Origin of the sequence: Streptomyces sp. NPDC046465 (assembly GCF_040646035.1) — a bacterium.
In the GTDB taxonomy this organism is placed as follows: Bacteria; Actinomycetota; Actinomycetes; order Streptomycetales; family Streptomycetaceae; genus Streptomyces.
Genome location: NZ_JBEYZK010000019.1, coordinates 160,041 through 174,283 on the forward strand (window position 1 = coordinate 160,041; position 14,243 = coordinate 174,283).

11 protein-coding genes and 1 pseudogene are annotated in these 14,243 nt (G+C 69.3%); 5 read left to right on the forward strand and 7 right to left on the reverse strand.

The window, feature by feature from the left end; all coding sequences use genetic code 11:
* Positions 1 to 44: 44 nt before the first annotated feature.
* On the reverse strand, positions 45 to 551 hold the full coding sequence (locus tag ABZ953_RS28380) for a carboxymuconolactone decarboxylase family protein (RefSeq protein ID WP_361729252.1): 507 nt from the start codon (positions 549 to 551) through the stop codon (positions 45 to 47).
* A 279-nt stretch (positions 552 to 830) separates the two neighbouring features.
* On the opposite strand from ABZ953_RS28380, the gene ABZ953_RS28385 reads away from it, so the two are divergent.
* Positions 831 to 1,613 carry an SDR family oxidoreductase gene (locus ABZ953_RS28385; protein WP_361729254.1) on the forward strand — a complete coding sequence of 261 codons (783 nt, stop codon included), beginning with the start codon at positions 831 to 833 and terminating at the stop codon, positions 1,611 to 1,613.
* A 3-nt stretch (positions 1,614 to 1,616) separates the two neighbouring features.
* Here ABZ953_RS28385 and ABZ953_RS28390 read toward each other — a convergent pair whose 3' ends face one another.
* The gene (locus ABZ953_RS28390) at positions 1,617 to 2,135 is read right to left on the reverse strand and encodes a hypothetical protein (protein WP_361729257.1); all 519 of its coding nucleotides are present in this window, start codon (positions 2,133 to 2,135) and stop codon (positions 1,617 to 1,619) included.
* Between the two features lie 20 nt (positions 2,136 to 2,155).
* Positions 2,156 to 3,396 (reverse strand): annotated as a pseudogene (locus ABZ953_RS28395) (winged helix DNA-binding domain-containing protein).
* 310 nt (positions 3,397 to 3,706) lie between these two features.
* Between ABZ953_RS28395 and ABZ953_RS28400 the strand changes: the two are divergent.
* Positions 3,707 to 4,897, forward strand: a complete 1,191-nt coding sequence (locus tag ABZ953_RS28400) for a magnesium and cobalt transport protein CorA (RefSeq protein ID WP_361729260.1) — start codon at positions 3,707 to 3,709, stop codon at positions 4,895 to 4,897.
* A gap of 392 nt (positions 4,898 to 5,289) precedes the next feature.
* Here the strand turns inward: ABZ953_RS28400 and ABZ953_RS28405 are convergent, their stop codons facing one another.
* The gene (locus ABZ953_RS28405; protein WP_361729263.1) at positions 5,290 to 5,583 is read right to left on the reverse strand and encodes a hypothetical protein; all 294 of its coding nucleotides are present in this window, start codon (positions 5,581 to 5,583) and stop codon (positions 5,290 to 5,292) included.
* Between the two features lie 196 nt (positions 5,584 to 5,779).
* Here ABZ953_RS28405 and ABZ953_RS28410 point away from each other — a divergent pair, with 196 nt between their 5' ends.
* Positions 5,780 to 7,213: a hypothetical protein gene (locus ABZ953_RS28410; protein ID WP_361729266.1), complete on the forward strand. Its 1,434-nt coding sequence runs from the start codon at positions 5,780 to 5,782 to the stop codon at positions 7,211 to 7,213.
* On the forward strand, positions 7,210 to 8,208 hold the full coding sequence (locus ABZ953_RS28415) for a hypothetical protein (protein WP_361729268.1): 999 nt from the start codon (positions 7,210 to 7,212) through the stop codon (positions 8,206 to 8,208). Before ABZ953_RS28410 ends, ABZ953_RS28415 begins: the two co-directional genes overlap by 4 nt.
* A gap of 25 nt (positions 8,209 to 8,233) precedes the next feature.
* On the opposite strand, the gene ABZ953_RS28420 is transcribed toward ABZ953_RS28415, so the two are convergent.
* The 3 genes from ABZ953_RS28420 to ABZ953_RS28430 all read right to left on the reverse strand — a co-directional run bounded on the left by ABZ953_RS28420 (position 8,234) and on the right by ABZ953_RS28430 (position 11,801).
* Positions 8,234 to 9,037 carry a GNAT family N-acetyltransferase gene (locus ABZ953_RS28420; RefSeq protein WP_361729271.1) on the reverse strand — a complete coding sequence of 268 codons (804 nt, stop codon included), beginning with the start codon at positions 9,035 to 9,037 and terminating at the stop codon, positions 8,234 to 8,236.
* A 53-nt stretch (positions 9,038 to 9,090) separates the two neighbouring features.
* Positions 9,091 to 10,617 (reverse strand): amino acid permease, encoded by a 1,527-nt coding sequence (locus tag ABZ953_RS28425; RefSeq protein ID WP_361729274.1) that lies wholly within the window; start codon positions 10,615 to 10,617, stop codon positions 9,091 to 9,093.
* A gap of 149 nt (positions 10,618 to 10,766) precedes the next feature.
* Positions 10,767 to 11,801, reverse strand: a complete 1,035-nt coding sequence (locus ABZ953_RS28430) for a hypothetical protein (protein WP_361729276.1) — start codon at positions 11,799 to 11,801, stop codon at positions 10,767 to 10,769.
* Positions 11,802 to 13,058: 1,257 nt separating this feature from the next.
* On the opposite strand from ABZ953_RS28430, the gene ABZ953_RS28435 reads away from it, so the two are divergent.
* A complete protein-coding gene (locus ABZ953_RS28435) occupies positions 13,059 to 14,060 on the forward strand; it encodes a serine hydrolase (protein ID WP_361729279.1) in 1,002 nt (333 codons plus the stop codon).
* The last annotated feature ends 183 nt before the right edge of the window (positions 14,061 to 14,243 follow it).

The window sequence follows — 14,243 nt, forward strand, 5'->3', positions numbered from 1 at the left end:
CCGTACGGCTCCGGACCCGTACGGGGCACACACGAACGGTGGTGTCAGCTCCAGGGATCCGTGAAGGAGCGACCGGGCACCGGCTTGGCGACGAGTGCCACGGCGATGAAGAAGTTGACCTGACCGATGGCGAACATCAGGGTGGCCAGCGCCTTGGCGTCATAGTGCTGCGCGACCTCGGCGTACAGCGCGTCGGAGACCCGCTCACCGCCTGCCGACGGCTGAAGCACGGCCTCCACGAGCGCCAGCGCGGCCCGCTCGGCACCGGTGAAGTACGGCGAGTCCTGCCAGGACGCCACCGACGTGATCCGCTCCTCCGACTCCCCGCCCCTGCGCAGGAATCCGGTGTGCAGAACGGTGAGGTAGGTGCTGCCGACTATCTGGCCGGCGCGCAGCTGCACCAGACCGATCGTGGGCCGCGGCACCGAACCGTTGCCGGTGACCTTGAACAACGCGGCCGACACGTCCGCCAACTCAGGAACAAGCTGGGCAGGGTCTTCCGGCATCCGCGGAACCATCGGTACTTCTGCGGTAAGAGCACGCATATCCATGGTCAACAACTCCTCAGGGCTTTATCGCTGCTGTCATTGCCCTGACGGAGCTCGACGGAGAGATGTGACAGACGTACGAGAAATTGGCGTACAAGAAATGTTCCTCCGGGCCTCCGTCGGAACTGATCGGCCGGTTCCTGTCACAGTCCCGCCGGGCCGCGCGTCATGGCAGTGACCGGCAGCGCGCCGCCCCGAGGGGCCGCCTGTGGTCGAACGTCAGAGGCCGAACGTCAGAGGCCGAACGTCAGAGGTCGCACGTCAGACGTCAGGGAGAAAACGATGAAGACACCGACACCTGCCCCCATCCTCGTCACCGGAGGCACCGGCACGCTCGGCAGCCACGTCGTGCCGCTCCTGCGCGCGGCGGGCCACCCCGTCCGCATCCTGACCCGGCACAGTCACGAGCCGACGGTCGGCATCGAGTACCACGCCTGTGACCTGCTGCAAGGTGACAGCGACGCGCTCACGACCGCCCTGGAGGGGGTCGAGACGGTGCTGCACCTCGCGGGCGGCCCCAAGGGCGACGACGAGGCGACCGAGAACCTGGTCCGCGCCGCACGCACGGCCGGGGTTCGGCACCTCGTGTACATCTCCGTGATCGGCGCGGACCGGATCCCGTTGGCGTACTTCCGCGCGAAGCTCGGCGCGGAGCGCGCGGTGGCCGCGTCAGGGATCCCGTGGACGACGCTGCGGGCGGCCCAGTTCCACGACCTGGCGCTGACGGTGGCACAGAAGATGGGCAAGCTGCCCGTCGTTCCCGCGCCGGGCGGGATGCGGTGGGAGCCGGTGGACGCCCGCGATGTGGCGGCCCGCCTGGTGGAGCTGACGCTGAACGACCCGGCGGGCCTGGTGGCCGATCTCTCGGGCCCGGAGGTGTACGGACTCGGCGAACTGGTGCGCCAGTACCTGGATTCGGCCGGCAGGCGGCGCCCCCTGATGCCGGTCCGCATGCCGGGAAAGGTCGGCCGCGCGTACCGGACCGGGGAGAACCTCGCCACGGCGGGCGCGACGGTGGGCACGCGTACGTGGGAGGCGTTCCTGGCGGAACGGAAGGCGGGCTGAGGCTCAGAGCAGGTGCTGGTTCGGGGCCTTGGCTGCGTCGGCGTACTCGGACAGTTCGATGACGGTGACACCGACGGCCTCGAGGCGCTCGGTCCCGTCGGTGCCGGACGCGCCGTCGGTGCCGGACGCGCCGTCGGTGTGAAGCTCCCGGCACGCGGTGATCACACGCCGGATCCCGGCCTCGCGGATCAACTCGGCACACGGACGGAGCCCCGGCCCCCGCTCGGCGCACGGTCCGGCCGAGCTGTAGACCGTGGCCGTGGGCAGACGCGGGTCGCCGGGGGCGATCTGGGCGAGGGCGCCTTCCGCGGCATGCTGGTGGGGTTCGTGCTGACGCGAGTAGGCGCGGGCGAGTTCGGTGCCGTCGTCGGCGAGGACGACCACACCGGCGGAGAACTCGGTACGCGACGGCGGGCACTCGGTCGCAAGCTGACAGGCCACGGCCAGCCAGGCACGGTCGGCGGTGGTCGGCTCGACGCCGGGGCCGGGGCGTCCGCACATGTTCTCGGGGGTGTTGGTCACCGACTGTCCTTCCTGAGGGCTTACGGCTGAGGGCTTACGGCTGAGGCAGACCGCTGGAGCCGTGCCGCAGAAGTACCGTTACCGACGAGTGCCCCGAAGCGGATGTCGTACGACGACGAGGTCTCGGCGATCGTCGTCAGCATCCGCTCCGCCTCCCGCGTCAACTCGTCCCGCTGGGCCCGGCTCGGCCTCCCGAACGGCTCGATGGTCAGCACGGCGCCTCCTCTCTTCGCATCCTCCGCCAGCCGCCACACCCCGGCCAGGAACCCGTCGAGGAGGAAGACGCAGTGTGCGAGGTTCCCCGTCCAGGTGCGGCCCTTGTACTCGGCGGGGACGACGCGGGTGCGGTCGGCGTGGGAGAGGAGGAGGTTGTCGTATTCGGGCAGGAAGCGGGGCGGGGCCGGGGTGTCCGCGTCGGGGCGGGGCGCGTCGGGCAGGTCGAAGAGTTCGACGCCGCTCTCGTCACGGAACGTACGCAGCCGGAGCCGCAGCCGCTCGAAGACCTCCCGCATCCGGGTGAGCCGGGCCCAGGTCTGCATGTCTTTGACGGAGGCGGGCCCGAAGGCGGCGAGATAGCGAAGGACGAGGGCGTCGAGCGCGGGCGCGGTCTGCTCCGCAGCTGGACGACCGCCCCCGCCCCCGCCCCCGTCGCCGTCGCCGTCACCGAGCCACTTTTCGACGGTGGTGAGGGCGACCTGCCCGCTGCGCCGCCACAGCCCGCGCGGGGTGACCTGCACGAGCGGGAGTGTGCACCGGGCGGCGACGGCGAGGGACTGCGGGTCGGCGTCGGGCCACCGGACGAGCAGGACCTCGCGGAGCTGCTTCATCGTGCGGGGCTCCGTGTCGACGGCCTCGCGGGCGATCTCGGCGAGTTCGGTCAGGTCGACGCCGTCGAGCCCTCTACGAACGCCGAGAGCTCCCGTTCGGGGGCGACCTGCACGAGCGGCCGCAAGGTACGGGCGTCGTAGGCGGTGTGCAGATGGATGGTTGAACGCAGGGTGACCATGCGGACCAGCTCGCGCGACTCCAGGAGCGCGGAGAGCTCGGCGGGGTCGAACTCCGCGAGGCGCGCGGCGAGGGCGTAGTACGGCGGCTTGACGTTCTGCGCCTGCAGACCGACGAGATGGGCGACGGCGTCCGTGACGGACAGCTCACGGGACCGGCGCAGGAGAAGCTGCCGGTCGAGGGTGGCCCGGTTGAGGGCACGCGCGTCCAGTACGGGGGCGGTGCTCGCCGGGGACCGGGTCGTCGTCTTCGTCATGGACGGCACGCTAGCGGGACTTGCGGACAGAACCGTTCCGCGACTCCAACGCCCCGGGACACCCCGACCCACCCGACACACCCGTACACCCGACACGCCACCCCGGAGACAGTCAGCCATCCCCGCCGCCCCCCCCTCGACACACACCCCTCGACACACACCCCCCTCGACACACCACCCCACCCCACCGCCGCCTCGGCCTCCCACCACCGCGCCCCACCTATCCTGCTCGGTGACCACTCCGCGACCACTCCACGCCGGGCCCACAGGACAAGCGCCCGACAGAGGCCCGATACAGGAGGCGGCGAGCATGGCGGAACGCCGAGCCCGTCCGACACCACCGACCGCGAAGAAGCAAGGATGGCGTCGCATGACACGCCCTCCGGCGCCCCCTGCCGCCAAGAACCCGAAGGGCCCCGACGGCTCCCGGGACGCGGAGCCGACCCCAGGCTCCCCGGAGGCCGCAGCCCGCGCGAACGCGGACACCGTCGTCCAGGCGGCGCTGTACCGCGACGGCGTCCGCGTGGCGACCCCCACCTCCCTCGCGGACACCTTCCGTGAGCTGCGCGACCAGCCGGACGGCATGGCGTGGATCGGCCTGGCCCGCCCGACGGAGTCCGAACTCGTCTCCCTGGCCGCCGAGTTCGACCTGCACGAGCTGGCCGTCGAGGACGCCATGGAAGCCCACCAGCGCCCGAAACTGGAACGCTACGGCGAAACACTCTTCGTCGTCCTGCGCGCCGCCCGCTACCTCGACGCCCCCGAGGAGGTCGACTTCGGCGAGCTGCACGTCTTCGTCGGCCCCGACTTCGTCATCACGGTCCGGCACGGCGCGGCCCCCGACCTCACTGCGGTCCGCCGCCGCATGGAGGACTCCCCCGACCTCCTCAAGCTCGGCCCCGAAGCGGTGCTCTACGCGATCCTCGACGCGGTCGTCGACGGCTACGCCCCGGTCGTCTCCGGCGTCCAGAACGACATCGACGAGATCGAGATCGAGGTGTTCCGAGGCGATCCGGAGGTCTCCCGCCGTATCTACGAACTCTCCCGCGAAATGGTCGAGTTCCAGCGCGCCACCCGCCCCCTGGTCGGCATGCTGCACGCCCTGATGGCAGGCTTCGCGAAGTACGACACGGACGAGGAACTCCAACGCTACCTACGCGACGTCGCCGACCACGTCACCCACACCAGCGAACGAGTGGACGGCTTCCGCCAGGCCCTGACCGACATCCTCACGGTCAACGCGACCCTGGTCACACAGCAGCAGAACGCGGAGATGCGCGCACTGGCGGAGGCAGGCTTCGAACAGAACGAGGAGATCAAGAAGATCTCGTCGTGGGCGGCCATTCTGTTTGCACCCACGTTGGTGGGAACGATCTACGGGATGAACTTCGAGACGATGCCCGAGCTCAAGTGGGCGGCCGGTTACCCCTTCGCGATCCTGCTGATGGCGGCGGTCTGCGTGAGCCTGTACTTCATCTTCAAGCGGCGGGATTGGCTGTAGCGGGGCACACAGAGTGTTGCGTGCTGGACGAAGCCCTCGCTCTCAAGGCTCGCCGCCCGGATCGGCTGGCGCTCAAAGGCGGTCCGCACGCGCACGGGTTCGACATGGTCACTCGCCGGGCTACACCTCGAACCTCAGCGACGATCACTTCGAGGGGACGCGGTCTTCGACACTGCCAACAACAGCATCAGCGCTCACACGCGGGGCGGGCGAACCGTGTGCGGGGCCCTCGCGACGTGACCGTTCTCAAGTCACGTTGGTTTCCTCGCTGGTGAGGCTCGCCCGTGTGGACGGTGCCGAACACGGACCTCAACGCCTGACGCGCGCCTCGGAGATCACAGCAGTTCAGTGATCTCGGTGAAGACCCGGTCCCTCCCTCGTCGCGTGCGCCCCTACGCGTGTGCGTCGACGATGCCGGTGAGGGCGCGCAGGCCGGCGACGACCTCAGATGCAGTGGAGGCCTGGCCGGGATCGGTCAGCCACTGCGTCATCAGGCCGGTGAACAGGGCCATCTGGGCCGCGCCCAGGGTGCGGGCAGTTGCGTCGTCGACGTCCTCCTCCGGTGTGCCGCGCAGCAGCGCCGCCAGGCCACGACGGCCCTGGGCCACATGGATTCGTAGCGTTCGGCCGGGCTGCTGTCGGCCTTGCCGAAGGATGCCGGCGTGCGGCCGAGCTGCGTGCCCCATGCGTCGATCGTCTCGATGAGCGCCGCGTTCAACAGCGCCAAGCAGGGGGGATGGTGGCGACTGCGGCCTTCTTGCGGCTGCCCGATGGACCACCAGAGTGTGCCCTTGGATCCGTAGCCCGAACTACCGCCCGGACATAGGTTCCTTGAAGGAATCGACGGCCTGTGACCGGGCGCCGGCTGCGAGAAGTGGAGCCATGGACTACAAGCGAGACAGTGGAAAGTCGGGCCACGCCCAGGAGGGGCGTCCATCGGTGCATGGACGAGCGCAGCGGGCCGGCCAGCCTGAACCGGGGCTGATGGCTCTGCAGCGCGGCATGGGCAACGGGGCCCTGGTGGAGATGCTCCGACGTTCCGGGCACTTAGGGACCTCGGAGCGGGCTGGGGGCGGAGACGTCGGGGAAGGGCAGCAGCTCCCGGTGCAGCGGGTGCACGCCACGGCGCGCAGCGGTGCCGTGGCCTCCTTGTCGGTGCAGCGTACGGAGGAGGGCCTGACGCTGGGCGCCAACACCAGCGGGCAGTCGAGGGCCGCGGACCCGGCGTTCGAAGCAGAGGCGATGGCATTCGAGCGCAAGCTCGCGGCCAAGGCCTCCTCGCACGCCGCCGCCAAGGGCGCCATGGCCGATATGGCGACGAAGGCCAAGGCGTACATCCGAAGCGGGGTGGGCGGCGCTTGGGATCACGCCGATCAGCAGCTGGCCGAGATCTTCAACACGGTCGGTCAGGAAGGTGTCGAGAAGTCGGGCTTCGTCGGTACCGCGATCGCCGATGTGATGGCCGTCTTCGACGAAGGCACTCTGAGCGAGCAATACACCCATATCGTGCGCTTCTTCACCGAGGTGCTGGCCCGGGACCTCGCCAGTTCCGCGAAGCGGGAGGAGATCGACCAGCGCATGAAGGAGGCTCGGTTGAACATGCCCTTCCTGCAGGACCGCCGTCGCGCGATGATGAAGGCCGGTGGCAGTCCCGCGAGCGTCACGACCCGTGACATCGCGCCCGTTCCCCCGGGCTCGGCGGTGGAACACCAGTTGGACGCGCGAGTCCGGCGCAACGAGGTGCTGAAGGCTCTGCACCCCGACCAGGACCCCGGCGAGACCGGGCGCACCGGGCATACGGTCGCGCAGACCGGTCTTGAGTTCAGTGACCGGCAGAAGGCGGTGCACACGAAGGACGACCCGGGCTGGGACATGCAGCAGGACGCTCTGAAGTGGCTCGCCGGTGCGAAGGTCTGGATGATCAACGAGAAGAACACCTGGGTAGAGGCGCAGCGCAAGCTCAGCCTGCCCCTCGGCGGCGGACCGTCCGGCACGACCAACACGATGATGAGTGCCGCCAAGGCGCTCAATGCGGACAAGTACGGCGCCCGGCTCGCGTCCATCGCGTTCCTCGTCGGGGCCAGTCACCACACCCTCGTCGAGATCATGGCCGCAGCCGAGCCGTTCGGCTGTGAGTACGATCCGACGCAGGGGATGTACCGGAATATCAAGCCCCTCACCGAGGACGAACTGCGAGCCTGTGGCGTGGACGGCAGGTTCCCCGGGGAACCGACGCATTCAGGAACAGGAACCGGACCAGGAACGGCAACGGGTACGGGAACGGGAACGGGAACGGGAACGGGAACCAGGGCATGACGAAATTCTGTGGTCCCTACCCCGAGTTGGTGGGCGCGCGCTTCTGGCTGCCGACGCAGCCGTTCGAGTTCGGCTGGGCGTCCCTCGTAGGATGCAACGCGCTGCGTTGCACGGCCTGCGGTGAACCGGTGCGGTCGGAAGTGCTGCCGGACGGAGAGCACCGGCGCTACGCCTGCGGATGCCACCGGCGGGACACGGTCTGGAGCTACCGGATCGGGTCCGAGTCGGACGACCTGAACCCGGCGTTCACGGACTGGGTGTGCGGCGGGCACCCCGACTTCGAACTCCCCTCCGCACTCGACGGCGTGGAGCTGGATGAGGCTACTGATTGGGGTGCTCTGGTCGTCGAGGCAGCCCTGCGCCCGCCGTTCGATCCGCCCGGTGTCGAACTGCACGCCCGGTGGCTCACCCGGCTCCACCGCCTTCTCGGCCCCGAACAGACGGCACTGAGCCAGGCCGTGGCCGGTCTGCTGAGCGCCGAGGACCCACACCTGGTGCGGGCGGCCTACGACTTCTTCACCAACGAGCGGAACGCCGCGGGAGCCGAACTCCTGGCGGGCTCGGTGGCCGGGCGCCGGGAGTGGCTGGACAAGACCCCGGACCCGCGCCGCCCCTCGTCCTCCCTGCTCAACAGCGCGGCTCTGCTACTGCACGAGAGGCTGCTTGTGGTGGACGCCGTCGGAGCCCCAGTGGACGGGCCCGCCCTCACCCTGGCCAAGGAGCTCGCGCTCGCCGGTATCGGCCCCAGCGACACCCCGTTGACGTTCCGCGACTACGACCCGGACTGGCTCTGGGCCCATGGCGGCGCCCTGACCGCCGCGAACGCGGAGTGGGCCGACACCCTCGTCTACGCCTTGGCGTGGGCCCCCGCCACGCTCAGAGGGAAGGTCCTCGCAGAGATGGCCAAGGCCGCTCCGGAAGCGGTTCGCACAGCCATCGAGCAGCACTTCGAGCAGCCTGAGCGCGACGCACTGCTGTCCTCCATCCCGAAGTGAGACAGCGGCGGACTTCAGCTGTGGCTCACTCCGCCAAGTTGTAGAAGTGGATGGGCGAGTTCGGCAGGAAACCGATGCGCGGGTATACGGGAGCCCCGGCGACGGTCGCATGCAGGGTGGCGCGGGTCAGGCCGGTGGCCCGGGCGCCCTCGTGCAGCGCCTTGCGCGTGACGGCCTCGCCGTAGCCCCTGCGCTGCCACTGCGGGTCGGTGGCGACGAAGGCGACGAAAAGGCGGTCCTGCGCTTCGACCGTCGCGGCGCACGCCACCGGCACGTCGCCCCGCAGGGCCAAGTAGGCGTACATCTCGCTCGTCCAGTGCGCGGAGCCCACCAGGCCGTCGCGGCCTTCTTCCAGGGGGAAGCCGTAAGCGCGCGATTGGAGGTCCGCGTAGGCCCGCAAGTGCTCGTCGCTACGCACGCGTACGAACGTCAGGTCGGGGTGGGCCGGGTCGGGGACGGGGAGCAGGTCTCCGGCCATGCCCGTGCCGGGGAAGGCGTACTGCAGACCGGCCTGCTCGGCCGCCGTGGGCAGCGCGGTGCGGGCCTCGGCGTCGAGGAGGTCCTCGAAGAGCCACAGGAAGCCCGGGTGCCGCTTCGTGCGCATGATGTCCGCCGCCTGGCTCAGGCGTTGCGCGACGAGATCGGCTCCCGCTCCCGGCTCGGTCAGAGTGATGCAGTTGTAGAACGAGAATCGGCAGTCGGCCCAGCGGACGGCGATGCCGGGGAGGTCCCGTACATCCGCGTCCGCATCGCGGTCGAGCACCAGGGCGCGCCAGGCCACGGTGAGCTGCTGTGCCGATTCGATGGACTCCGCCGTTGCGCCGGTCACCGTTCCCCCAGGGGTCGTCGAGGTCGTTGTCGTCGAGGTCGTTGTCGCTGCCATCAGATGATGCCCTCGAACTGCTTGTCCTCAGAGGGGGAACTGGAGCGGGGCACGTGGTACGAGTCGCGTCCGAAGCGCCGCCACAGGGCGGCTATGAGGAAGGCCACGACCACGGCGACGGGGGTGTAGTTGAAGTTGGTGGCGGTGATCGGGCTGCCCTGCGGCAGCAGGAACAGCACCGTGACCGCGGCCGCCCACACCACCGCCACCCAGCCGATCGGCCGGCTCCAGCGGCCCAGGTTCCAGGGTCCCGGGCTGAACCGGTCGCGGTGGATCAGCCGCAGCAGCACCGGGATGGCGTAGGCCGAGGTGAATCCCACGACGGAGATGGCGGTCACCGCCGAGAACGCCGATGGCGAGTACAGGGACGGCAGTGCGAGTACGAAAGCCACGGCGACCGCGAGCCAGACCGCGTTGGCGGGGATGGCGGTGCGGCGGCTGAGCTTCTTCCAGAGCCCCGATCCGGGCAGGGCACCGTCGCGGGAGAAGGCGTAGATCATGCGGCTGGCGCTGGCGGTCACGGTGTAGCCGCACAGGAACTGGGCCACGATGATCACCAGAAGCAGGGCCTTGGCCGCCGCCATGCCCAGCGCGTCAAGGAGGATCTGGGCCACTGGTACACCGGTCGGGCCCGACAGGGTGGTGGCGTAGTCCTGGATGGCGAACAGCAGCGTGGTCAGCAGGATGCCACCGGCGATCCAGGACACCGCCACCGAGCGGAAGACCCCGCGGGCCGCGGCGACGGAGGCATGGTTGGTCTCCTCGCTCAGGTGGGCCGAGGTGTCGTAACCGGCCAGGGCGAAGACCGGCAGCAGCATGCCGAGGAGGACCACGTATGCCGGGGCGCTCCAGCCGGTGTTGTTGGTGAACTCGGAGAACACGAAACCGGCCGACTGGTGGTGGGAGGGCACGAGCGCCAGGGAACCGATGATGACGACGGCGCCTGCCAGGTGCCACCACGCGCTCAGGGAGGTCAGGATGTTCATCAGCCGGGTGCCGAAGAGGTTCAGGACCGCGTGCAGCGCGAGGATGACCGCGTAGATCGCCAGCAAGGAGCCAGCGCTCGCCGTGTAATCGAACTGCAGGTTGAGCCACGCGGCGGTGAACGTCGCGATGCCGAAGTCCTGGGCGGCGATTCCGCCGAGCAGGCCCAGGAGGTTGAGCCAGCCGGTGTACCAGCTCCACCGCTCGCCTCCGAGCTGGCGGGCCATGTAGTACAGGCCGCCGCTGGTGGGGTAGCGCGATGTGATTTCCGCCAGGGCCGCGGCCAGGCACAGCACCAGCGGTCCGACGGCGAGCCACCCCCACGTGATCACCGCGGGGCCTCCCGAGTTCAGGCCGTAGCCGAACAGCAGCAAGGTCCCCGACATGATCGAGATGACCGACAGGGAAGCCGAGAAATTTCCGAAAGCCCCCATCCGGCGGTGCAGTTGCTGGGTGTAGCCCAGCGACTGGAGGATGCGCGCGTCCTCCCCGTCGTCGTCGACCGGGTTCTGCTGCTGGCGCGGTGTTCTTACCGAAGTCATTGGTTCTCCGCACAGGGAATCTGGAATGGGGGAGTGCAGGGGGGGCGGCGGGGCTGGCTACCGGGTCGCGGGCGGGACGTTGCGGCGCCCACCCGTGGGGGTCGGGTCGCCCGTGACGGTCGGGTCGCCCGTGGGGGTCGGGTCGGCAGTCATGTGGGTTCTTCCGTATGCCCCGGGTGGGATCTCAGGCACGCGTCGCGGTCCTCCTCGAATGCCTTACGCCACTGGTCCTTGGGATTCCGGGCGTCGTACTGCCACGGGGCGGGCGTGGCGAAGTCACCGATGGTGCGGAACACTTCGGTTGCCCACTGTGCGAAGCCGCCCCTCGCCAGGGCGTATGCGAGGTAGTTCAGGTCCAGCTGGGAACTGGTGGCCGGATCGCACTTCCGGAACCAGCCCTCGAATGCCTGCGTGACGGCCCGAGTCGTGTCCTCCCTGGTCCACAGCAGGTTCAGCATGCCCGCGGCGCCGTTGTCCCGTCGGTCCCGGTGCTCCTGCACACGGGCGTAGAGGGGCAGAAGGAGCAGCGGCGAGTCGGGGGGCGCGAAGGAGACCGTCCAGCGGGCGAAGTCCGTCGCGACCGCCTGGCGGCCCGCCGGTCCGGGGCGGGCTTGGAGCGCCTGGGACATGCGGTGCCATGCCTCGCGGTTGAACGGATCCCGTCGGTGCACTTCCCCCAGCAGGCCCCAGGGCCCGCCGGGCAGCAGGTACTCATGGGCCGGTGGGGCCACGTGGTGCTCGGGGTAGCGTCCTGTCGTGTCCGTTTCGGCCAGGGCCAGACGGCAGATCCAGGGCACCGAGTCGTCGGGGTTTCCCTCCCCCGCCATGAGACACGCCTCCCGGGCGCGGGCCACCAGTTTCTCCAGGTCCCCGGCCTTCCGGTAGTCACGCGCCCACTGCTTTCGATGGGCCTGCAGCACGCGTTCCGTGGCGACTCTGGCGTGCATCACCCGGGCAGCGAGGCTCTCAGGTTCCTCTTTCAGCCACAGCTCGACAACGTTGGCCTGCGCCGCGACAACCCCCAGTACCTGCGTACGGGACGTCCACTGCGGCCAGGTGCCGGTCCGGGCAAGAACCTGCCGCATCTGCATCCAGTAACCCGCCTGGATGTCCTGCACCGCGGCATGGAGGTCTGCGTCTCGGCCCGCGGGTTTCGCCCGGCCGGCCGGGTTCGAACTCTCCATCAGAGCCCACCTCGGCCGGCCGGCCACAGAACCGAACGGTGTGCACTGGCGAGCATAGGCAGCGGGACCCTCGGGACAGTTGAGACAGTCAGGACAGATGGGACGGGGTGGCACGGCCGTACGGGGTGGCACGGTCGTACGGGGTGGCACGGTCGTGCTGTCGTGCAAGCGGGCAGCGGTGTGGGCCGACGGGATGGGCGGAGACGGCAGTTGGCGCATATCCCGGTCGGCGGCCTTCGCTCTTGGCCGGTAGCGAGTGCCCGACAGGTACTTAAGTGCCTGGAGAGGCGCATGACCAGAGAATCCCAAGATTGCCAGGGTGCTCAGGTGCGAGTTTCAGCCATGTGGCAGGCGAGCGTCGCCATCCGTGACCGAACCTGTCGGTTGCAGCCCCCCGGGCGGTGCGCTGCCGGGCTCGGACGCTCGCACGCACGTGCCCACGGGCGAGTGGAACGGTGTCGACGCCCGAGCGGAAGCGGGGAGCGAGTTCTCGTACCGGCACCGCTAATCGGCGCGCCGCCGTGACACGATCTTCTTCGGGACTCCGCTGCCGCCAGTCGTACCGCGGCCATCGCCACCCGCGTGTGGAGTGTCGTCAACTTGCCTGCTGGAGCCGCATGTTGCACGCCCGTCGCGCATGTTGCGGGCGGGGCAGGGGAGTTGAGGCGGGCGAGCGTGCGCAGGTGCGTGAGGGCACTGCTTCCAGGCGTGCACGGGTGTCTCGGTGCTGGGCTTTCAGGCGGCGATCATTCGGCCTGTTCGATACTGCGGTCACTGATTGTGATCGGACGGTTTCTTGGGCGGAAGTGCGCGGCCATAGGCATCTTTGTGACGACTTGGCGGCGGCGCCAGGAGCGGGGGCGTCGCAGGTGATGAGGAAGCGGAAGCCGGTGCGGTGTGGTGCGGCTCTGCGGCAGGAAGGGAACGGGGCGTCATCAGTGTCGGATCCGCCGTGTCACCTGCACAAGAGGGGCCGACGCCGCGAATGCACGGCAGGTTTCCGTGCTCGAACGAGAATGCGGCTCTGAAATCCCTGGCAAGCGAGGTTGTTCTTCATCAGGCAGCGATAACCCGATCAGGCAGCGATAACCCGGCGCACAAGTCACCCCACGGAGTCCGCTCTTGTCTGCGCACACGCATCCTGTTACCCGGCTATGACAAAGCGATCTTGAAATGACTGTCGACGCCCAAGTAGGTTCACTAGGCACCGAATTTCCGTCACCAACCGGCACCCCACGCCGGGAGAAGAGATGCCTCATGGGTTCCCACGCCCGCCCCAACCGGCTGCACCGGACTGGGGCCCGGATTGCGACCGTCGCGCTTTTCGGGGCCGTGCTGCCGATCACCGCCGGTGGTCTTGCCGAAGCGGCCACCCCCAACGCCACGCACTCCGTCGACGAGAGTGACCGGCCGAGCAGCGAGGCCACCGGTGCCGCCGACCGGAACCAGGGCGCGCCGGACGCGACGAGCCAGGACGCCCCCGCCATCAAGGCCGACCACGCCTTCCTCCTCGACGCCCGCGACGGCAGCCAGGAGCGGGAGATGTGGGCCGGGGCCAAGGCTGACGACAGCGTGTCGATGGCCAGCACCACCAAGATCATGACCGCCCTGATCGTGCTCAAGCACCCGGAGTGGCTGGACCGGCAGATCGCGGTCAAGCAGGAGTACCGGGACTACGTCGCGAAGAACGGCTCCAGCACGGCCGACCTCCAGACCGGCGACAAACTGACCGTCAGGCAGCTGCTGCACGCCATGCTCCTCCCGTCCGGCGCGGACGCCGCGATGGCCCTGGCCGACAACTACGGCACCGGGGACACCACGGACGCGCGGATCGCCGACTTCGAGAACCAGATGAACGCCGAAGCGCGGCAACTGGGCCTGTCCGGGACCCACTTCGATTCCTTCGACGGCATCTCCCACGGCGACAACCGCAGCACCGCCCGCGACCTGGCCAAGCTCGGCCAGCGCGCGATGCTACAGCCGGCGTTCGCCGACGTCGTGAAGAAGAAGCAGTTCAAGGCCGAGGCCCCGGCCGCCAATGGCCGTACCCGGTACTACACCTGGAACAGCACCAACACGCTGCTGAGCACCTACGACGGCGCCCTGGGCATCAAGACCGGCAGCGGTACGGAGGCCGGCTACGCCGTCGTCTTCGCCGCCAAGCGGGACAACCGCACGCTGGTCGGCGCGATCCTCGGGACCGACAAGAGCCGCTTCGAGGACGCCACCAAGATGCTCGACTGGGGCTTCGCCCACTGACCGGACCGCTTCGGCGACCCGATACGCCGGGCAGCTTCGAAAGTGGCACAGCCGCCGCTCGCGCCGCGGTGCGAACGCGGCCGCTGTGCCACCGGACATTGTCCGTAATTTGACGAAAACGTCCCTCGGATAGCACCCTTCCCTGCTGACCTCCGCACCGAGCGGTCCTGCCGCCCGTGCGCG